This window comes from Acinetobacter sp. YH12116 (assembly GCF_013418895.1).
Taxonomy (GTDB): domain Bacteria; phylum Pseudomonadota; class Gammaproteobacteria; order Pseudomonadales; family Moraxellaceae; genus Acinetobacter; species Acinetobacter indicus.
In genome coordinates this window covers 1-20,227 of sequence record NZ_VPBE01000034.1, presented here as the reverse complement: position 1 = coordinate 20,227, position 20,227 = coordinate 1, and the positions used below count along the sequence as shown (strand labels likewise).

Sequence of the window (20,227 nt, the reverse complement as noted above, 5' to 3'; positions counted from 1 at the left end):
TAATGGAGAAATCTAATCGGTATGTTATACCTGAGAGAAGGATGAGGAGTTACCCAAGAGTTGTAAAAGGAAAACCTCAAAAATACCCAAGAAAAAGCCAGTCAATCTCTTAACTGACTGGCATTACACATTGCGTGGGCTTTTCTGTATCTGAACCGCTATAGTGCAGCAGAGCAGATCACATAATGCATATAAATAAGAGTAGATCATGGAACTGATATTAGCAGCGGCCATTTGTAGTGTGGTGGTGTCGATTCTCTTGAAAGTCGCAAAGAATCGCGGCTATTCACCTTTGCAGATGATCAGCTGGAATTATGCCTCGGCCAGTGTGCTGTGTTTCTGGTGGTTTCAGCCTAATGTACAACAGCTGTCCCTCACCGAAACGCCGTGGCTGCTGATTCTGGCCTTAGGGGTATTATTGCCAAGCGTATTCCTGTTTTTAGCCAAAGCATTACAAACTGCCGGAATTTTAAAAACCGAAATTGCCCAGCGGCTGTCGGTGGTGCTGTCTTTAACTGCGGCCTATTTTATTTTCCAGGAACAGTTTAATAGCCTGAAAATTGTCGGGATTGCGTTGGGGATTGCAGCGGTACTGTGTATTTTATATTCGCATCGTGGCGGTGCATCGTCCGCCCAGGCGGGTATGCTGTATTTGGCTTTGGTCTGGGTCGGTTATGCGCTGATTGATGTGTTGCTGAAATACACCACCGGTTTAGGGCTGCAGTTTGCGCTGGTATTGAACCTAATGTTCATCTGCGCTTTTATTTTATCGTTGGGGTATATTCTGATTCAGCACAAAAGCTGGGGCAGTGGCAAAAATATAGTGGCAGGCTTAATTTTGGGGATGCTGAATTTTGCCAATATCGCGTTTTATGTCAAAGCACATATGGCTTTAAAAGATTCACCGGCGGTTGTGTTCGCTGGCATGAATATTCTGGTGGTAATTTTAGGGGTAATCAGCGGTTTGCTGTTCTTTAAAGAAAAATTAAAACCCAGCACCGCCATTGGGCTGGGGCTGGGCATCATTAGTGTGATGTGTTTAGCTTATGCGATGACGGCTTGAATTTGATGAAGCTGGCAGCAAAAATCAGCGGATGTTTGATCAGGTCCTGAAGTTCGGCAATGCCCAGTAACAGACCGGCTTTCTGGCAGCTCGGACAATGAGGATAATGGCGTTTTTCCTGCTGATATTGATGCAAATACAGTTTATTGTATTGACGACATTCAAACTTCATTGGGAGCTGGGCAAGGATAGACATCTTTCTTCTCCGGTCTATTATTATTGTGTTGTGAAAGGGAAAGCAAAAATCAAGCCGAAATCAGGGACTTTCGTCCCTGTATTATGTAATGTAGTTCTTACAATTTGGTGAAAATTTCATCTTTATTCAGGCGTGACTTGGGAAGTTTAGCATTAAAGTCCTGCTCACTGCGATAGCCCAAGGTCAGCAGCACCGATGGAATTAAACCCTTGTCCTGTAATTCTAGTTCTTCTGTCAGAATCTGTTCATTAAAGCCGCCAATCGGGGTGGCATCTACACCTTCAATACCGGCAGCCAGCAACATCTGACCCAAGGCAATAAAGGTCTGGTTTTCGGCCCAGCGCTGAATATCACCTTTTTCATTGCGGTAATAATCCACATATCCGCTACGGCTGTCTTTCTGGCCCTGCTTGGCACTGGCATCTTTAAAGCGGCCGCTGACATCATCCTGCTGCAACAAATTGTCCAGATGCTCATCGCTAATATCGGCTTTGGTACAGAACAAAATGGTGTGAGAAGAATCTAAGACTTTAGGCGCATTGTAGGCATATTTCCCGACCAGGGCTTTGGCAATGCGCTGCTTGGCTGCATCATGCTCGGCAATAAAGAAATGCCAAGGCTGGATATTAATAGAAGAGGGGGTAAAGCGGAGAATTTCGAGAAAGCGTTCAAACTGCTCTTGAGGAATTTTTTTTGCAGGATCATAGGCTTTGGTGGTATAGCGGCTGCGTACGACGTCGAGCAAATCCATAAAGATACTCCAGCAATAAGGATAAATTGAGAAAGGCTGAACCTTCAGCATCATACGCCATTTTGATGGCTTTGATGGCATATTAGCTGCAATTTTATTGTCAAAATTAACCTTAAAATGTGGTCATCGTATTTTCAGTTATTGCCCGATTAAGTGTTAAATCAAATCACAACAGTGGTTTTGAATATTGGCAATTTTTAAAAATCGGCATTTAATGGAGACAGGTGTGGACTATAGCGAGCCTGTTGATGGACTATCGTAATCACTTTAAACATAAATTAAAAACCCAGCAGCAGATTGGTTTATGGGTCGGTCTGGCCGATGCCTATGGCACTGAAATTGCGGCCAATGCCGGTTATGACTGGTTGCTGATTGATGGGGAACATGCGCCCAGTGATTTAAGAACCACACTGGCCCAGCTGCAAAGTATTGCGGCCTATCCGTCACAGGCGGTGGTCCGTCCGCCAATTGGCAGTGTGCAGCTTATTAAACAGTTGCTGGATATTGGCGCACAAACCTTATTGATTCCGATGGTGGAAACCGTGGAGCAGGCCGAACTGATGGTTAAAGCAGTGCGTTATCCACCGGAAGGGATTCGCGGTGTAGGTGCGGCTTTGGCACGTGCCACACGCTGGAACAGTATTCCGGATTATTATGCCACTGCACATGAAAATATCTGTTTGCTGATTCAGATTGAGTCAGTTACAGGGCTGGAAAATCTGGATAACATCTTAAAAGTCGAGGGCATTGATGGGGTATTTATTGGCGCAGTAGATTTATCTGCCACTATGGGTTATGAAGGCAATCCGAACCATCCTGACGTGCAAAACGCAGTGGTTGATGCAATTCAACGAATTCGCGCATCGGGTAAAGCGGCCGGGATTTTATCGACTCAACATGACGTGACGCAAAAATATATTGAACTGGGTACCGAATTTGTCGCTGTCGGTGTCGATACCAGCGTATTAATGAATTCCTTGCGTGAGCTGCTGGCCAAATATAAAACCGGAGCGAGCTGGGTAAAACCTGAAGGGGGGTATTAAGCGGTCATTATTAACCTGACAGATGATGCAGGAGGTGGGGATTTATAGTCATCCACCTGCTGCTTAATAGGTCCAGCGTTTCAGTTGCAGGTGAGTGGCGGGCTGTTCGGGATCAATTTCCAGAATCAGTGCCTCATGCGCACGCCAGTCCCCCAGCACAATCCGCTTTTTGCCATTCAGCTCATGGATGGCTGGTCGATGGGTATGACCATGAATCAGTACATCCACCTCGGCCAAAGCCTGCGTTACCGCAGCCGGATTCACATCCATCACTTCATACGATTTAACTTCTTTAGAAGCGCGGCTTTGTTTGCGAAAACCGTTGGCCAGTTTGCTGCGAAAGGACAACGGAGTTTTTCTTAACAAACGCAGCACGAGCGGATGACGAATAACTTTTTTAAAGCGCTGATAGGATACATCATCGGTGCACAAGGAATCGCCATGTTCCAGACGATAGCGGGTCTGGCCAATAGTGAGGGTGTCAATTTCAGGTAATAATCGCCCGTTAAACTGCTGTAAAAAAACCTCATGCAGCGCGAAATCACGGTTACCGACCTGAAAATACAGCTGATTGCCTGCGGCATTAAACTGTTTTAAAGCGCTGACAATTTCATCCAGCCAAGGGGCGGTGTAGTCATCGCCAATCCAGGCATTGAACCAGTCGCCTAAAATATACAGCTGGGTGTTTTGATCCTGATAAGCACGTAATAAATCTAAAAACCCCCGAACGAGTCGAGGGTGATCAGGTGACAAATGTAAATCTGAAATAAACAGATAGGTCACAATCTTTTCCTTGGAATCTCCCAACGCCTTTAAATAAAGGGAGTTGGAAGGAATTCTTATTCAGAAATGATCTTGGCAGATTCAATCACCACATTTTCTAGTGGAACATCAGCGTGGTAACCACGGTTGCCTGTACGTACGCCTTTGATTTCAGCAACTACGTCCATACCTTCAACCACTTTACCAAATACGGCATAACCCCAACCTTGTGCAGTTTTGCCCGTGTGGTTCAGGAAGGAGTTGTTTTTCACGTTAATGAAGAATTGAGCAGATGCAGAGTGCGGAGCCTGGGTACGCGCCATTGCAATGGTCCCTTCGTCATTGCTCAGACCATTGTCTGCTTCGTTTTCGATTGAATCACGGGTTGCTTTTTCTTTGAAGTTTTCATCAAAGCCGCCGCCTTGAATCATGAAACCATCGATGACACGGTGGAAAATTACGCCATCATAGAAACCGTCACGAACGTATTGAAGGAAGTTCTCAGCAGTTTTAGGTGCTTTTTCAGTGTTAAGCTCAAGAACAATACGACCTTTGTTGGTGTTTAATTCGACTTGAGGAAAACTCATTGTGTTATCTCCTAATCATGGACAAAAAAGCCATGGGTTTTTTGGTTGAGAGAAGCATAAGCAAACTGTAAACTACAAGGCAAGTAAAAACGTTATTTTCTTTGTTAAAAAGTGGGAATAGCGTTTTAATTATCCTAAATTTTTATCTAGAAGTGATTTATTAACTATGAAGCCGAATGATGCTGTTTCATCTCTGCCTAACACCCCGACACCAAGTAACCATGCCTCTGTCGATGCTGCGCAGCAAGAACAACAGCCGGGCTTAGATTTTGTGCGTCAGGTCATTACCGATGATCTGGCAGCAGGCCGTACTGAAAAAGTGATCACACGTTTTCCACCAGAACCGAACGGTTACTTACATATTGGTCACGTGAAAGCAATTTGCCTGAATTTCGGGATTGCCGAAGAATTTAACGGTTTATGTAACTTACGTTTTGACGATACCAACCCGGATGCCGAAGAACAAGAATATGTAGATGGTATTGCCAACGACGTGAAATGGTTGGGCTTTAACTGGAATGGCGAGCCACGCTATGCGTCGAGCTATTTTGACCAGTTGTATAGCTGGGCGGTGCAGTTAATTGAACAGGGTGATGCCTATGTCGATTTGCAAACTCCTGAAGAAATCAAGCTGAATCGTGGTTCATTTGTCGAGCCGGGCAAAAACTCACCGTATCGTGATGCGTCTGTAGAAGACAACCTGGCGCATTTTGAACAGATGCGTAATGGTGAGCTGGGCGAAGGCCAAGCGGTATTACGTGCCAAAATTGATATGGCATCGCCAAACGTACATATGCGTGACCCAATTTTGTACCGTGTGCTGCATTCCGAGCATCACCAGACCGGTGACAAATGGAAAATGTACCCAATGTACGACTATGCGCATCCATTATCCGATGCGATTGAAGGCATTACTCATTCACTGTGTACGCTTGAATTCCAGGATCACCGTCCGTTCTATGACTGGGTGGTGGAAAAGGTAAAATCAGCGGCGGTACCACGTCAGTATGAATCCAGCCGTTTAAACGTCGATTACACCATTACCTCAAAGCGTAAGCTGCGCCGTCTGGTGGAAGGTGGTTTTGTTAAGGGTTGGGACGACCCGCGTATGCCAACTGTAGTGGGTATGCGTCGTCGTGGCTTTACTCCGGAAGGCTTGCGTGATTTCTGTAAGCGCGTTGGTGTGTCGAAGTCTGACGGGATTGTCGATGTGGCAATGCTGGAATACTGCATCCGTCAGTCGCTAGAAAATACCGCAGCGCGTGGTATGGCCGTGCTGAATCCATTAAAAGTGACGTTAACCAATCTGCCAGCAGAAATGGATCTGACTCATTCGCGTCATCCAAACGTAGATATGGGCGAGCGTGTCATTCCGCTAACCTCTGAAATCTATATTGACCGTAAAGATTTCGAAGAAGAGCCACCGAAAGGCTTTAAACGTCTGATTCCGGGCGGTGAAGTGCGTTTACGTCATGCCTATGTGATCAAGTGCGACGAAATCATTAAAGATGACAACGGTGAAATTATTGAGCTGAAATGTTCAATCGACCCTGAAACTTTAGGTAAGAATCCGGAAGGCCGTAAAGTGAAAGGTGTGATTCACTGGGTATCTGCCACTAAAGGCGTGAAAGCTGAAGTGCGTATTTACGACCGTCTATTCACCGAATCTGACCCAGAAGTCGGCGATGACTTCCTGGCGAATCTGAATCCGGACTCATTGAAAGTGGTACAAGCGGTTATTGAGCCGGCTTTAGCGCAAGCGCAAGCAGAAGATCGTTTCCAGTTTGAACGTGAAGGTTATTTCGTGGCAGATCAGTATGATCATTCCAGCGAAACACCAGTGTTTAACCGTATTCTGGACTTAAAAGACAGCTTCAAACCGGGCAAATAAAAGCGCATTTTGCTAGATGATTGAAAAAGCCTGCTGGACTCAGCGGGCTTTTTTATGCGGTATTCAACATGCAAAGTAAACGTTAAAAGGAAGTATTTAGATGATCAACAGTGTTTGATCTATAGATGATTCAGTGAGTTATTTCTTTTCATCGTGTTTATAAAACAGATGGGTCGGCATCTGCATTTTGGCTTTGTCGCGCAATTTCTTTTTAATATACAGCACCAGGGCAAAACAGGTGGTGGTCAGGGTCAGCATCATGCTGTTCATATAGCTCATTAAGGAGCTGACATAACCAATGGTGGTTAAGCGGTTCATCATCCGGAAGACTTGCGGACTGCTTTCCACGCCGGTAATGGCCCAGGTGCATAAATGTTCGCAGTTGTTGATAATCAGGTGATAATTATTTTCATGCATCCGTGAACGCATCCGGCGCACCACTTTACGGCCTTTATATTTGGGTTGATCATAATGCTGCACATGCACCGGTTTGCCATGACTGAACTTGTCTAGGCTGGTGATTTCAATCGGATGTTTTTTAAATAAATGTGCAAAACCGGAATAATGAATGACACGACCACGTCCAGCATAAATCCCGTGGTGGGTATAGCCGAAATGTTTGACAATCAGATGCGCCCCTAAAGGGAACCGTGTGTTCTGCTTGAGCATTGTGACATTAGTAAAGTGACAGGTGTATTTTAAAGCTCTAGTGTACTGCTTCTTGGCACAAGAATCGACAGGGTGGCGACAAGAATGGCTGAATTATACAACGATGAACAGGGAACAGATGCAATGAAAAAGTTAGGACAGTACTTTGCACGAGTTACTGCCAAACCGCTGTTAAAACTGCTGATTCTGCTGGGTGCTTGCAGTGCAAACTGGGCACAGGCACAGCCGCAAATCTACAGCTGGCAGCTGAAACATACGCTGGGTGATTTTGATGTCACGGAAATCCGATCAATGGCGCAGCTGAAGCTGGTATTAAAGAATACAGCACAGCAGCCCTATCGTTATTTCACTGCGCTCCAGGATGATCTGCAACCGTGCCAGCAGCTGGAATTTGCCATGAATGCCGGGATGTTCCATGCCGATTATGCACCCGTCGGGCTGTATATTGAAGAGGGCAAGAGGGTAAGCCAGTTAAATACCCAGACCCAAGGCTGGGGCAATTTTCTGATTCAGCCGAATGGGGTACTGGCCTGGGACAAGCAGCCACTGTTGATGATCACCCAGCAGTATCAGCAGGCCAATGTGCAACCGAAATATGCCACCCAATCTGGCCCGATGCTGGTGATTGACGGAAAAATTAACCCAAACTTTATTCCGGATTCCGATTCCAGAAAAATCCGCAATGGCGTTGGGCTGAAAGACGCCACCCTGTATTTTGTGATCAGCCAGCAGCCAATAAATTTTTATGACTTTGCCCGGCTGTTTCAGCAGCAGCTTAAGACACCGAATGCGCTGTACTTGGATGGTTCAGTATCTTCTGTGTATATTGCGGCCTTAAAACGCCATCGCCAGTACCGCGCAGTTGGCCCGATGCTGGCGTATATTGATGATTCAGCCTGCGCGACTGAGCCAGAAAAATCTACTGGCCAATAATGCCTAAGGTCTGGGTTTGCTGGCTGCAGAGGCGTTTGGCATCTTCAGTCGACATTTCTTTGATTCCGGCCTCAAACTGTTTTTTCTGGAATTGACGTTGTTCTTCCGAAAGCCCCATTTTTGTGCTCAAGCTGTCCATCTTGTCCCAGGCTTCTTCACATTCTGCCGGCATACGGTCGCAGCCTGTGAGGGCCAGGCAGAGCAGTGGAAGGGTAAGAGCGCCGATCATTTTGTTATTCATAGCGGTATCCTTATTGTTATGTATTGAATTAAAAATACGATCAAGACTGATCTAAGCCCTTGAGCATACATGAAAAAAATTTCAAAACTAAGAAATCTGATTAAAATCAGACCAATAAAAAAGGCACCTAGAAATTCTAAATGCCTTTTTCTGTGGTCAGACTCTGCTATTGCAGGGGTAAATGTTGAAGTTCATTCAACTCTTTACGGCTATAGCCGCGCGAAGCGAGAACCTTTTTAATACCGATAATCACATCTTCATCTGTCGCTTTTGCTAAAGCTTCAAGAAGCTGTTCATTTGTCTTACAAGAGCAATCATTTTCAACACAAGCAATCTGATTCTTATGCTCGTTTTGCTGTTCCTGAGCGAACAGCTTTTGCCAAAAACTCATAGAGCCTTCATTTGCAACCTAACATAGCTCGAAATATAGCCAATTTAAAAATTAATGCAAGTCGACTAAAGTGATAAAAGCAGCAAACAGACTCTAGAAATTTCGATAGCTTGTAACAGTTTAAACGTAATTATGATGGCTATAAGCCTTGATTATAACTAAGTTGCTTATTTTTATAAGAAAAAAGGAAGATTAAAAAATCTTCCTTTTCGGACTGAATAATATAATTTGAAACAAATTGTTTTAGATCTTTTCCAGTAAGACACCAGATTCCACATGATGGGTATAAGGGAATTGGTCAAACAGGGCAAATTGGGTGATCTTGTGGGTGCTGGCCAAAGTGTGCAAATTGTCATGCAGCGTATCCGGATTACAGGAGATATAAATAATCCGCTCAAAACGTTGTAGCAGTTTTAAGGTTTCGGCATCAATACCAGCACGTGGGGGGTCTACAAACACGGTATCAAACTGATAGCTGGACATCTCAATGCCGGCTTCCTGCAAACGGCGGAATTCACGCTCGCCATTGTAGGCCTGGGTAAATTCTTCGGCAGATAAACGCGCCACCTGAATATTATCAATCTGGTTCTGCTCAATATTCCACTGCGCCGCATAGACTGAAGATTTGGCCAGTTCTGTGGCTAAGACGCGATTAAAACGGGTCGACAGCGGCAGGGTAAAGTTACCATTGCCACAGTACAGCTCTAACAGATCCTGATTGGCGTGTCCGGCAGCTGTACAGGCCCATTCCAGCATGTGCTGGCAAACACGTGCATTCGGCTGGGTAAAGCTGCTTTCAATCTGTTTGTATTGATACTGGCGTTCAAAGACCTGCAGTTCTTCCACCACAAACTCATCGCTCAGTACCAGTTTCTGGCCACGGCTCCGGCCAATAATTTTAATCTGCAGTTGCTCGGCCAGCTGTTTGGCCAGCGCTTCCCACTCTGCAGTTAATGGACAGCGATAAATCAGTGAAACCAGCATTTCACCTTTTAAGGTTGCCAGAAAATGCACTTCAAACAGGCGATTGGATAACAGCGGTTCTGCTTTTAAGGCATTCAGCAGTACCGGCATTAACTGGTTGATGCTGGCATCGGCAATTGGAAATTCATCAATTCGAATGACTTTTTTGTTCTGCTGCTCATCGCGTTCAAACATGGCATAAAACAGGTCATCTTCGGTATGCCAAATCCGGAATTCTGCACGCATACGGAAATGCTGTTCAGGCGAGGCAAACACCTCCAGTGCTGGAGGATTAAATTCGGCAAACTGTGCAGAAATACGTGCAACTTTGGCATCAAGTTGTTGCTGATAAGATGAAGTCATATGCAGTAAAAATCACAAACCCATTGAAACAGGGGATGGTAACAAAGTTTCAGGCAGATGCCTAAAGATATTCTGTGCAAACCTTAAATTGCGGTAGCGTGACGGGAGAAATCGAGCTTCGGCTCAACAGATCGGCAGATTAAAGCCGGGAAATAGATCACTTGCGAGAGCAAAGATAAAAAAAGCCAAACCAACAGAGACCAGGGAGAGTTGGTTTGGCAAAGAGGAATAACACCATGAAAATGGGTGGCTTTAATCCAGCGTCATCAGGCTGGCGTTCCCTCCAGCTGCAGCAGTATTAATGCTGATGGCCCGTTCAATCACCAGACGTTCCAGCGGAATTTTCGGATCATTCGGTTTGAGATGGCTGATGCCGACAATCGCTCCGGCACGCTGCGCTACCGTTTGCTGTAACTCCAGCAATTGCGCCGAGCTGCCATGATGCAGCACTGCATCATAATCGCCATGCAGCAAGTCTGGGATCACGCGAATCCGCTGGGCAATCTCTGGCGGCATTTTCGGCAGATATTTCAGCATGAAGCGGTTTTCTGCCAGAACCACCGGCTGACTGCCGACTGCAAAAATTGCCAGTAACTGATGAATCTGATCCAGCTCCTGTTCGGCTAGGGATAGCACGGCATGGCGGGGCAAAATCGTATACTGGTTACTTTCACCGGTTGGGCCAGTCAGATTGAAGCTCTGACCCGTGGCAATTTTCTCCGGCAGCTGAATCAGCTGCTGCGGGAACTCGGCCTGTACCCAGTCCACCAATTGGTTATACAGGGCAGGCATTGCTGCTGGATGCAGAGCCTGCGCCGCAAATGGTTGAGCCAGCTTTTTCTGCGAGCAGTATTGCATTAAGCGGTAGAGATACAGCGGTCCACCAGCCTTAGGTCCGGTCCCCGACAGGCCTTCGCCGCCAAAAGGTTGTACCCCGACCACCGCACCAACAATATTACGGTTGATATACAGGTTGCCGACTTCGGCCTGGGCAATCACGCTTTGAATGGTTTCATCAATACGGGTATGCAAGCCCATGGTCAGGCCATAACCTTTGGCATTGATTTGTGCCAGCAGTTGATCAAGCTGTCCATAACGGTAACGAATCACATGCAGTACCGGGCCAAACACTTCACGTTCCAGATCATCTAAATGCGGCAGTTCAATCAGCGTTGGTGGTACAAAAGTGCCGTGTTGCAAGCTTGCATCGCTTTGCTTATTCCACATCAACTGATGCACCAGATAGCCCTTAATGCGCATTTTTTCAATATGGCGCTCAATATTGTTCTGTGCTTCCAGATCAATCACCGGGCCAATATCGGTTTTTAGCAAATAAGGATTACCGACGCGCAACTGCTGCATGGCACCTTTGAGCATGGTCAGTACCGTGTCGGCATTATCTTCCTGCACACATAAAATTCGCAGGGCAGAGCAGCGTTGTCCGGCACTGTCATAGGCAGAGCTGACCGCATCCAGAATCACCTGTTCAGTCAGGGCTGAAGAATCGACAATCATGGCGTTTTGTCCGCCAGTTTCCGCAATCAGTGGAATAGCACTACCGGTCTGGCTTAAACGTTTGGCCACGGTCTGATTCAGGATTTTGGCGACTTCGGTCGAGCCGGTAAACATAATGCCCTGAATCCGTTCATCCTGACTCAGCTGCGCACCGACCGTTTCACCGCGTCCAGGCAGCAGTTGCAGTACATTTTGCGGAATGCCAGCATCCCATAAAATCTGCACCGCTTGTGCTGCAATCAGTGGGGTCTGCTCGGCCGGTTTGGCCAGAACGGTATTGCCAGCCACCAGCGCTGCGGCAATCTGGCCGCTAAAAATCGCCAGCGGGAAATTCCATGGGCTGATACACAGCACCGGCCCTAGCGGAATGATCTGGGTATTGATGTCCAGATCACGCATTTGCGCGGCATAGTAGCGCAGGAAATCAATTGCTTCACGCACTTCGGCAATGGCATTGGCATAGGTCTTGCCACTTTCGCGGCAGAGGAGCAGCATGAGCGGTTGCAGGCGTGCCTGCATTAAATCGGCAGCACGTTCCAGACATTGTGCGCGTTCATGTTTGGAAATATTGGCCCAGACGGCTTGTGCCTGTACCGCATTTTCTAGGGCCTGATTGACCTGTGCTGCTGTGGCTTCCTGTACATGACCAACAATATCCTGATGCTGAGCCGGGTTTAAAATTGCGTGTACATCGGCACTGTCTTCGGTGGTTAAGCCTTCACCCATCGGCTGGGCAGTCCATTGATGCTGATGCAAACTCTGCGCGGTTGTATTTAATGCCGCCAAGTCCTGATCATTGGCTAAGTCCAGGCCGGCAGAGTTGTCGCGCTGCTCGCCATATAACTCATGCGGTAAGGGAATCGCCGGATGTTTCTGGCCGACTTTCTGTTCCTGTTGAGCCGTGGCTAAAATAGTCTGATGTGGATTTTCGATCAGATCTTCAATGTTCAGGGTCTTATCGGCAATACGGTTGACGAAAGAGGTATTGGCACCATTTTCTAGCAAACGACGTACCAGATAGGCCAGCAGGGTTTCATGGTTACCGACCGGCGCATAAATACGGCACGGCACGCCGAGCTTCTGCTGCTGTTTCGAGCCGACCACATTTTCATATAATGGCTCGCCCATGCCATGCAGGCATTGGAATTCGTATTGGCCAGCGTAGTAACGCGCTGGATCGGCCAGATGATAAATCGTGGCCAGCGTCTGGGCATTGTGAGTCGCAAACTGTGGATAAATCTGTTCCGGTGCCGCCAGTAATTTTTTCGCACAGGCAATATAGGACAGATCGGTATGCACTTTACGGGTAAACACTGGATAATCTGACATGCCATCAATTTGCGCTTTCTTGATTTCGCTGTCCCAATAGGCGCCTTTCACTAAGCGAATCATCAGGCGTTTCTGGCTGCGTTTGGCCAGATCAACCACATAATCCACCACATAGAAGCAGCGTTTCTGGTAGGCCTGAATCACAAAGCCAATGCCTTTCCAGTTATCCAGTGCCGGTTCAAAACACAGACGCTCCAGCAACTCTAAAGACATTTCCAGTCGTTCAGATTCTTCGGCATCAATATTCAGGCCAATATTATAGTCTTTGGCCAGCACCGCCAGTTGCAGCACCTTGTCATACAGTTCGGTATGCACGCGGTCAATCTGGGCACGCTGATAACGTGGATGCAGGGCAGAGAGCTTGATCGAAATCCCCGGACCGGTATAAACATCTTTATCTTTAGAGGCCTGGCCAATGGCGTGAATGGCATTTTGATAGTCATCAAAATAACGCTCTGCATCGTGTTCGGTCAGGGCTGCTTCACCGAGCATGTCATAAGAATAACGGAAACCTTTTTCTTCTAAAGGTTCGGCGTGTTGCAGGGCTTCGCTAATGGTTTCGCCGGTGACAAACTGCTCGCCCATCATCCGCATCGCCACATCTACCGCTTTACGGATAATACCACGGCCACTGCGCGCCAGCAGGCCAGTCAGAATACCGCTTAAGCTGTTCTGTTTCGGGGTTTCCATCAGCTTGCCGGTCAGCATTAAGCCCCAGGCCGCTGCATTCACAAACATCAGGTTACTTTGGCCTAAATGCTCTTTCCAGTTGCCCTGGTTGATCTTGTCGCGGATCAGCAGATCACGGGTTGCGGTATCAGGAATACGTAATAGCGCTTCGGCCAGACACATCAGGGCGATGCCTTCTTGTGAAGAGAGGGAGAACTCTTGCAACAGGCCTTGCACCAGACCGGCTTTACCGCTGGAATTTTTACGTTCACGCAGGGAGTGGGCCAGCTGAAAAGCCAGCTCATAAATCTGGCTGTTCAGTGCATCAGGAATTTCACTGTGCTCGAGTAAATGGCTGACACATTCACTTTCAGGGCGACGCCATGCGGTATTGATGGCAATTTCTGCCTCATTTTTTTCTTTGAATTCAGTGATGTAATCCAAATGCGGTTTTGCGTCGTCGAAATGGGTTTCGCTATCCATCATGTTCATGCCAACATCCTGTGACGATATATTTTAGTTGAACGGTGTACCTTATATAATTTATGATCACAGAAAATATGCCAAATAACTCACTATAATTTTTGTTATTTTTAGAGATAAATACGGATTATGAATGGAATGATGAGCCTGGATCGCACTGACATTAAAATTCTGGATATTCTGCAAAAAGATGGCCGGATTTCAAATATTAAACTGGCAGAAGCCGTCAATTTATCGCCAACTGCTGCGCTGGCGCGGGTACAGAAACTGAGTAAAGATGGCTTTATTTTGGGCTATGAAGCCAAGCTGAATCCGGAGTTGCTGAATAGCAGTTTTGTGGTATTTGTGGAAATTCTGCTGGATAAAACCACGCCGAATGTACTGGAGGAATTTTCAGATGCGATTTTGCAGCATCCGGAAATTGTGGAATGTCACATGATTAGTGGTGGTTTCGATTTTGTAGTAAAAATCCGCTGTGCCAATATGGAAGAATTCCGCAAGATTTCCGGGCAAATTTTATGGCAGTTGCCGGGGGTGAAAGAAACCCGCAGTTATCCGGTGATGGAAGTGATTAAGGAAAGCTCGCAGCTAAAACTGAAATACCAGCACAAGGCCAAATAAACCGTCATCTTTGTCTGTATTTTCCGTTAAAACCCAAAAGGAGCCGAAGCTCCTTTTTTTATGGATGATCAATCAATTCGGTAGATTGCTGTGCTAGCTGTTCATTTCCTGCATGGCTTTTTTGTACTCGGCATCTGACTGTTCAAAGCGCTCAATCACCTCTGTACTTGGTGCCCGGTCGAGCAGACTGACTATTACAATACTCAGGCTGGCCAGAATAAAGCCGGGAATAATCTCATAGAGTCCGGTATCGGCCATGACATTTTTCCAGACAATCACGGTCATCGCACCGACTAGCATCCCGGCAATCGCGCCTTTCAGGGTCATGCGTTTCCAGAACAGCGACAGAATAATGAGAGGACCAAAAGCCGCGCCAAATCCGGCCCAGGCATAGGCCACCAGACCCAGGACTTTACTCGATGGATTGCTGGCCAGCCAGATTGCCAGCATTGCAATCAACAACACCATAAAACGGCCGACCCAGACCAGCTCTTTTTGTGAGGCATTTTTGCGTAAAAAAGCCTTGTATAAATCTTCAGTTAAGGTACTGGAGCAGACCAGTAACTGGCAGCTGAGCGTACTCATGACCGCGGCTAAAATGGCGGCCAGAATAATCCCGGCAATCCACGGATTAAACAGGATTTTGGTCAGCTCCATAAACACGGTTTCCGGGTTCTGATTCACCACAGCCGCCAGTTCTGGAAATTGCTGGAAATAGGCAATGGCAATGAAACCGGCACCCACCGCGCCGCCCAAGCAGAGGATCATCCAGCTCATACCAATTTTACGCGCCGCTGGAATGGTTTTGACCGAGTCGGCCGCCATAAAACGCACCAGAATATGCGGTTGTCCAAAATAGCCTAAGCCCCATGCCAAGGAAGATAAAATGGCAATAAAACTTAAACCGGACAGCATCTGCGTGGCATGTGGACGCGCAGTTTCCAGTAACAGACCAATCTGCTGGCTATGATCACCCAATGCCAGATAGGTCATGATGGGAGTAATCAGCAGGGCAAAAATCATCAGCCCGGCCTGGAAGGTATCGGTCCAGCTAATCGCCAGGAAGCCGCCAATACAGACATAGCTGATGGTGGCTATCGCGCCAATCCACAGCGCCGTGGTATAGGACCAGCCAAACAGGCTTTCAAATAAACGCGCACCGGCCACCATGCCGGATGCACAGTAAATCGCGAAAAATACCAGAATCACCAGTGCTGAACTGACGCGCAGAATTTTCTTGCGGTCGCCAAAACGGCTGGTGAAATAATCCGGCAGGGTCAGGGCATTGTTTTGTACTTCGGTATGAACCCGCAAACGCCCGGCGACCAGAAGCCAGTTTAACCATGCACCAATAATCAGGCCGATGGCGATCCAGGCTTCAGATAATCCGGCCAGATAGATTGCACCGGGTAAACCCATCAGCAGCCAGCCGCTCATATCCGATGCGCCGGCAGAAAGCGCAGTCACCACGCTGCCCAGACTGCGGCCCCCAAGAATATAATCCGAGAAATCTGTGGTGGCCTTGTAGGCATACAGCCCAATACCGATCATGGCCACGATATAAAATATAAAGGTAATTAATGTGGGATTCAGTTGACTCATATGCCCATCCTTTGTCTGTAAGCGTTCATCCATCCGAGATGATTTTTTGCGCATTTTTTCAAGGAGCTGATTCAAGCATGGAATTAAAATTACGTTCTGTAACATTTCGACGGGATTTATAGCGGTCTTATGTTGCAGTTTGTAGCTTTAGATACAATTGAAAAAATGGGAGCAATGAGCGGAAAATTATTAAGTCAAAATTTTGAATAAAGCCATAGATATTTTTATTTTTGCAAATATGGAGAGGATCTGTTAAATCTGGCTTAAAAATGGAGTAAATTTACATTATGTTACATCCAGTACATTCAGAAAGAATGTGTAATTAAATATTTCAAAAAGCGTATCAATCTTGTGTAGTTTCAGGCTGGCACAGGTTTAAGATTTTCTTATGCACAATATTGGTGCGAAATAGTGAGTAAACAGTGTGATTACGGTTCAGACAGAGAAAACAAGAATAGAGCATGATTTGCTGGGTGCTAAAGAAGTGCCGGCAGACAGTTATTATGGTATTCATACCTTGCGTGCCTTGGAGAACTTCCAGATCTCCAATCAGCAGGTCGGTGAAAACCTGCATTTTATTCGTGCTTTGGCGCAAGTGAAAAAGGCATCTGCACAAACCAATTTACAGTTTGAGAAAATCTCCCCGCAGGTGGCTGAGGCGATTCAGTATGCCTGTGACCAGCTGATTGAACAGCCTGCTGCATGGCGTGCGCATTTCCCTTTAGATGTTTATCAGGGCGGTGCCGGAACGTCGATTAACATGAACAGCAATGAGGTGATTGCCAATATCGCCTTAGAACATCTGGGTCTGGAAAAAGGCAGTTATTTTTCCATTCATCCAAATGATCATGTTAATAAGTCGCAATCGACCAATGATGTCTATCCAACAGCCTTGCGTTTAGCGACTTATTACAGTCTGGATGATCTGTTCGTGCAGATGCGTAACCTGATTGACAGTTTCTACAAGAAAGTAGCTGAATTTCAGTATGTATTAAAAATGGGCCGGACCCAGCTGCAAGATGCCGTGCCGATGACCTTGGGGCAGGAGTTCCGTGCCTTTGCCACCTTGTTAAAAGAAGATTTAAAACTGATTGACCGGACCCGTCAGTTGTTACTGGAAATTAACCTCGGCGCTACCGCGATTGGTACGGGTGTAAATACTCCCAAAGGCTATGCCCAGGAAGCGGTGCAGGCTTTAAAAGAGATTAGCGGCTTGCCATTAATTGGCGCAGAAGATTATGTCGAAGCCACCAGCGACTGTGGGGTTTTCATCATTTTATCCAGCACACTGAAACGTCTGGCGGTGAAGTTATCGAAAATCTGTAATGACCTGCGTTTATTAAGTTCTGGCCCGCGTACCGGTCTGGGGGAAATCCGGTTACCGGAGTTGCAGGCCGGTTCTTCGATTATGCCGGCCAAGGTCAATCCGGTCATTCCGGAAGTGGTGAACCAGATTGCTTTTAAAGTGATTGGCAATGACCTGACCGTGACCATGGCGGCCGAAGCCGGGCAGTTGCAGTTAAACGTGATGGAACCGGTGATTGCCGTGTCGATTCATGAATCCATCCAGTTATTGACTCAAGCCATGAAAAGTCTGGATGAGAAATGTATTCAGGGCATTCAGGCCAATGAACAGGCTTGCCATGATGCGGTGATGCGTAGCGTCGGTATTGTCACTTTGCTTGATCCGATTCTAGGTCATGCCAAATGTGATGAAATCGGGAAACTGTGTATTGCTGAAAACAAAACCATTCAGCAGGTGGTACTGGAGCAGGAATTACTGACTCAGGAACAGCTGGATGAAATTTTTGCCCTGCATAGTCTGGTCAGTGAGGTAACACCACCGGAAGCAGTTTTTGCCCAAGTCAGCTAAGACACTGACTGCTTCAGTAAAACAGCAAAGGCTCAAGGTCATATATTGGTTTTGAGCCTTTTGTGTTTTGCTGAGGGTTTTGATTCAACTTACAGGGCCGCCAGCAGACGTGGCTTTAACTGTGCCAAACCTTGGGTTGCAGTGGCGGCAATACATTCATATTGTGCTGGTAAATGCTGCTGATTGGCTTTCGGGTCAATATAAAAGGCCTGACAGCTGGCCGGAATTTCATGAACCAGACCTGCCACCGGGTAGACCGCCAGACTGCTGCCAATCACAATAAAAATGTCGGCATCCTGCACCCATTCAATCGCTTGTGCATAGGCTGGTACCGCTTCACCAAACCAGACCACGTGTGGCCGTAGCGGATAACCCGCGTCACAAACATCACGTTCCAAATCCAGCTCGGCGCCTTCAATCGGGTAAAAGCGGGTAGTGGTTTGTGCATCGGGACCGGAGGTTTTGGCCAGCCGGATATTGCCATGCAAATGTAATACCTGCTGGCTACCGGCACGTTCATGCAGATCATCAATATTCTGGGTAATAACAGCCACATCAAAATACTGTTCCAGTTCGGCAATCAATTGATGTGCCGCGTTGGGCTGGGCATTCAGAATATTTTTGCGCCGTTCATTATAAAAACGCTGCACCAGCGCCGGATTTTTGGCCCAGGCTTCCGGCGTGGCCACATCTTCCACCCGATGCTGTTCCCACAATCCATCACTATCACGGAAGGTATTAATCCCGCTTTCGGCGCTCATTCCGGCACCGGAGAAAACAATCAGTTTAGGCATAGGCAGATTCCTGTGTGGCGATACTGTGCGTGACTTCCTGTTGCATCCATTCTACAAATTTCTGAATTAAAACTGAATTTTCCTGACTAGAATGTACCAGATAATAGGAGCGCCGGCCGCTGAGCTGCTGATCTGAGGCCAGTACCAGTTCACCGCTGGTTAATTCCTGCTGAATCAACATTTGCGGGATGAGTGCCATGCCCATGCCATGACTGGCGGCCACAGCCAGCATCGAAAACAGTTCATGACGCTGTCCATCATACGGATGGGCATGCTCAATCTGCTGGGTCTGGAACCATTCCTGCCAGATGGTCGGTCGTGTGGTTTGCTGTAATAAGGGCAGTTGCTGTAATTGTTCAGCAGCCAGGTTATAACCATAGCGATGGCTTTTTTGTGCCGCAGGAAAATGCCGGGCAATCAGCTGCGGTGAGCACACCGGCACCACATCTTCCTTCATTAAAAAATGGGTGTGGATTCCGGGCCAATGATCAATCTGCTGCTGCGTACCGGCATAAATGGCCGCATCAAAAATATTTTCATTAAATAAAAACGGTTTGGTGCTGGTTTCCAAATGAATAGTAATTTCCGGATAGCGCTGGTTAAAACGATGCAGCTTCGGCACCAGCCAGCGCGTGGCAAAGGTCGGTACTACACCCAGCTTTAAGGTGCCACCTAATCCTTTATGCGACATCACATCGAGCGTGCTTTGCTCCAGCCCCAGTAAATAGGGTTTGATACTTTTATAATAATGCTGTCCTGCAGGCGTCAGTTCGACTCCATGCCGGGTCCGGATAAACAGGCTTAAGCCAAGAAATTCTTCCAGCTGCTGGATTTGCCGGGAAACCGCACTCTGGGTAATAAACAGTTCTTGCGAGGCATGGGTATAACTGCAATGCTTGGCTGCCGACTCAAAGCAGAGCAAGGCCTGTAAAGATGGAATATTACGCCGCATTTCAGATCATCCTTTATCTGCACAGGTATTTGAAAATAGCATAGATGAAGGCACTATGATCGCCAATTTGTTTATTTTTTATTGTTTCTTCACAGGTTTTAGAGCGATGCGCAGCTCCAGTATGAATATGCTTATTTAAGATATGCGGAGAATGCATATCTGCATTAAAAAATCTCGTTTGAAAATATTATTTTTCACACATAGTATCAACACAAACAACGAGAACATCATTCAGGCAGAGGAAGCTATGAATCAAATGGTAAATTCACATTCAGGCCGTAAAGTACATTTTGACTGGCAAGACCCATTCCTGCTGGAGCAGCAGCTGACTGCAGAAGAACGCATGATCCGTGATACTGCTGCGGCCTATTGTCAGGACAAGCTGATGCCACGTGTATTAGAACAGTTCCGTCATGAAAAAACCGATCCGACCATTTTCCGTGAAATGGGCGAGCTAGGCCTACTAGGCCCAACCATTCCGGAACAATACGGCGGTGCTGGTTTAAATTATGTCAGCTATGGTCTGATTGCCCGTG

19 protein-coding genes are annotated in these 20,227 nt (G+C 46.9%); 7 read left to right on the top strand and 12 right to left on the bottom strand.

All coding sequences use genetic code 11. From position 1 onward, the window contains the following. The first annotated feature begins 208 nt into the window (after nt 1–208). Entirely contained in the window at nt 209–1,063 is an 855-nt protein-coding gene (locus FTU54_RS13525) for a DMT family transporter (protein WP_163141807.1), read from the top strand. Here FTU54_RS13525 and FTU54_RS13520 read toward each other — a convergent pair. Next, a complete protein-coding gene (locus FTU54_RS13520) occupies nt 1,026–1,259 on the bottom strand; it encodes a hypothetical protein (RefSeq protein ID WP_180074835.1) in 234 nt (77 codons plus the stop codon). The two genes, FTU54_RS13525 and FTU54_RS13520, sit on opposite strands and share 38 nt — an antisense overlap. 97 nt (nt 1,260–1,356) lie before the next feature. Continuing rightward, the gene (gene nfsB / locus FTU54_RS13515; RefSeq protein WP_005178567.1) at nt 1,357–2,010 is read right to left on the bottom strand and encodes an oxygen-insensitive NAD(P)H nitroreductase; all 654 of its coding nucleotides are present in this window, start codon (nt 2,008–2,010) and stop codon (nt 1,357–1,359) included. A gap of 248 nt (nt 2,011–2,258) precedes the next feature. On the opposite strand from nfsB, the gene hpaI reads away from it, so the two are divergent. Then, complete coding sequence (gene hpaI, locus FTU54_RS13510) at nt 2,259–3,053, top strand: 4-hydroxy-2-oxoheptanedioate aldolase (protein ID WP_075166833.1); 795 nt, start codon at nt 2,259–2,261, stop codon at nt 3,051–3,053. A 63-nt stretch (nt 3,054–3,116) separates the two neighbouring features. On the opposite strand, the gene FTU54_RS13505 is transcribed toward hpaI, so the two are convergent. Together FTU54_RS13505 and FTU54_RS13500 are read right to left on the bottom strand one after the other, a co-directional pair. Next, nucleotides 3,117–3,836: a UDP-2,3-diacylglucosamine diphosphatase gene (locus tag FTU54_RS13505; RefSeq protein ID WP_163141813.1), complete on the bottom strand. Its 720-nt coding sequence runs from the start codon at nt 3,834–3,836 to the stop codon at nt 3,117–3,119. 56 nt (nt 3,837–3,892) lie between these two features. Continuing rightward, nucleotides 3,893–4,402: a peptidylprolyl isomerase gene (locus tag FTU54_RS13500; protein WP_005178561.1), complete on the bottom strand. Its 510-nt coding sequence runs from the start codon at nt 4,400–4,402 to the stop codon at nt 3,893–3,895. A gap of 166 nt (nt 4,403–4,568) precedes the next feature. On the opposite strand from FTU54_RS13500, the gene FTU54_RS13495 reads away from it, so the two are divergent. After that, complete coding sequence (locus FTU54_RS13495; RefSeq protein WP_180074834.1) at nt 4,569–6,293, top strand: glutamine--tRNA ligase/YqeY domain fusion protein; 1,725 nt, start codon at nt 4,569–4,571, stop codon at nt 6,291–6,293. A 138-nt stretch (nt 6,294–6,431) separates the two neighbouring features. On the opposite strand, the gene FTU54_RS13490 is transcribed toward FTU54_RS13495, so the two are convergent. Next, nucleotides 6,432–6,962, bottom strand: a complete 531-nt coding sequence (locus tag FTU54_RS13490) for a lecithin retinol acyltransferase family protein (RefSeq protein ID WP_016659043.1) — start codon at nt 6,960–6,962, stop codon at nt 6,432–6,434. Between the two features lie 84 nt (nt 6,963–7,046). Between FTU54_RS13490 and FTU54_RS13485 the strand changes: the two genes are divergently transcribed. Beyond that, nucleotides 7,047–7,895, top strand: a complete 849-nt coding sequence (locus tag FTU54_RS13485; protein WP_127801444.1) for a phosphodiester glycosidase family protein — start codon at nt 7,047–7,049, stop codon at nt 7,893–7,895. Here the strand turns inward: FTU54_RS13485 and FTU54_RS13480 are convergent. From FTU54_RS13480 to putA, 4 genes are all read right to left on the bottom strand, one after another. Beyond that, nucleotides 7,882–8,136 carry a hypothetical protein gene (locus FTU54_RS13480; protein WP_045795440.1) on the bottom strand — a complete coding sequence of 85 codons (255 nt, stop codon included), beginning with the start codon at nt 8,134–8,136 and terminating at the stop codon, nt 7,882–7,884. The genes FTU54_RS13485 and FTU54_RS13480 overlap by 14 nt on opposite strands. Nucleotides 8,137–8,302: 166 nt before the next feature. Next, complete coding sequence (locus FTU54_RS13475) at nt 8,303–8,527, bottom strand: hypothetical protein (RefSeq protein ID WP_005178553.1); 225 nt, start codon at nt 8,525–8,527, stop codon at nt 8,303–8,305. A gap of 243 nt (nt 8,528–8,770) precedes the next feature. Continuing rightward, nucleotides 8,771–9,853 carry a tRNA (uridine(54)-C5)-methyltransferase TrmA gene (gene trmA / locus FTU54_RS13470; protein WP_180074833.1) on the bottom strand — a complete coding sequence of 361 codons (1,083 nt, stop codon included), beginning with the start codon at nt 9,851–9,853 and terminating at the stop codon, nt 8,771–8,773. Between the two features lie 252 nt (nt 9,854–10,105). Beyond that, nucleotides 10,106–13,858 (bottom strand): trifunctional transcriptional regulator/proline dehydrogenase/L-glutamate gamma-semialdehyde dehydrogenase, encoded by a 3,753-nt coding sequence (putA, locus tag FTU54_RS13465; RefSeq protein ID WP_180074832.1) that lies wholly within the window; start codon nt 13,856–13,858, stop codon nt 10,106–10,108. A gap of 129 nt (nt 13,859–13,987) precedes the next feature. Here putA and FTU54_RS13460 point away from each other — a divergent pair, with 129 nt between their 5' ends. Then, nucleotides 13,988–14,470 carry an Lrp/AsnC ligand binding domain-containing protein gene (locus FTU54_RS13460; RefSeq protein ID WP_005178547.1) on the top strand — a complete coding sequence of 161 codons (483 nt, stop codon included), beginning with the start codon at nt 13,988–13,990 and terminating at the stop codon, nt 14,468–14,470. Between the two features lie 93 nt (nt 14,471–14,563). On the opposite strand, the gene putP is transcribed toward FTU54_RS13460, so the two are convergent. Beyond that, nucleotides 14,564–16,072, bottom strand: a complete 1,509-nt coding sequence (putP, locus tag FTU54_RS13455) for a sodium/proline symporter PutP (protein ID WP_104490403.1) — start codon at nt 16,070–16,072, stop codon at nt 14,564–14,566. A 424-nt stretch (nt 16,073–16,496) separates the two neighbouring features. On the opposite strand from putP, the gene aspA reads away from it, so the two are divergent. Then, complete coding sequence (gene aspA, locus FTU54_RS13450; protein ID WP_168405484.1) at nt 16,497–17,945, top strand: aspartate ammonia-lyase; 1,449 nt, start codon at nt 16,497–16,499, stop codon at nt 17,943–17,945. Between the two features lie 89 nt (nt 17,946–18,034). Here aspA and FTU54_RS13445 read toward each other — a convergent pair whose 3' ends face one another. Next, entirely contained in the window at nt 18,035–18,739 is a 705-nt protein-coding gene (locus FTU54_RS13445; RefSeq protein WP_016659034.1) for an NAD-dependent deacylase, read from the bottom strand. After that, nucleotides 18,732–19,691, bottom strand: a complete 960-nt coding sequence (locus FTU54_RS13440; protein WP_005178537.1) for a LysR substrate-binding domain-containing protein — start codon at nt 19,689–19,691, stop codon at nt 18,732–18,734. Before FTU54_RS13440 ends, FTU54_RS13445 begins: the two co-directional genes overlap by 8 nt. Before the next feature lie 247 nt (nt 19,692–19,938). Between FTU54_RS13440 and FTU54_RS13435 the strand changes: the two genes are divergently transcribed. Beyond that, nucleotides 19,939–20,227: acyl-CoA dehydrogenase family protein (locus tag FTU54_RS13435; protein WP_171301067.1), on the top strand; the 289-nt coding region annotated here is incomplete at its 3' end.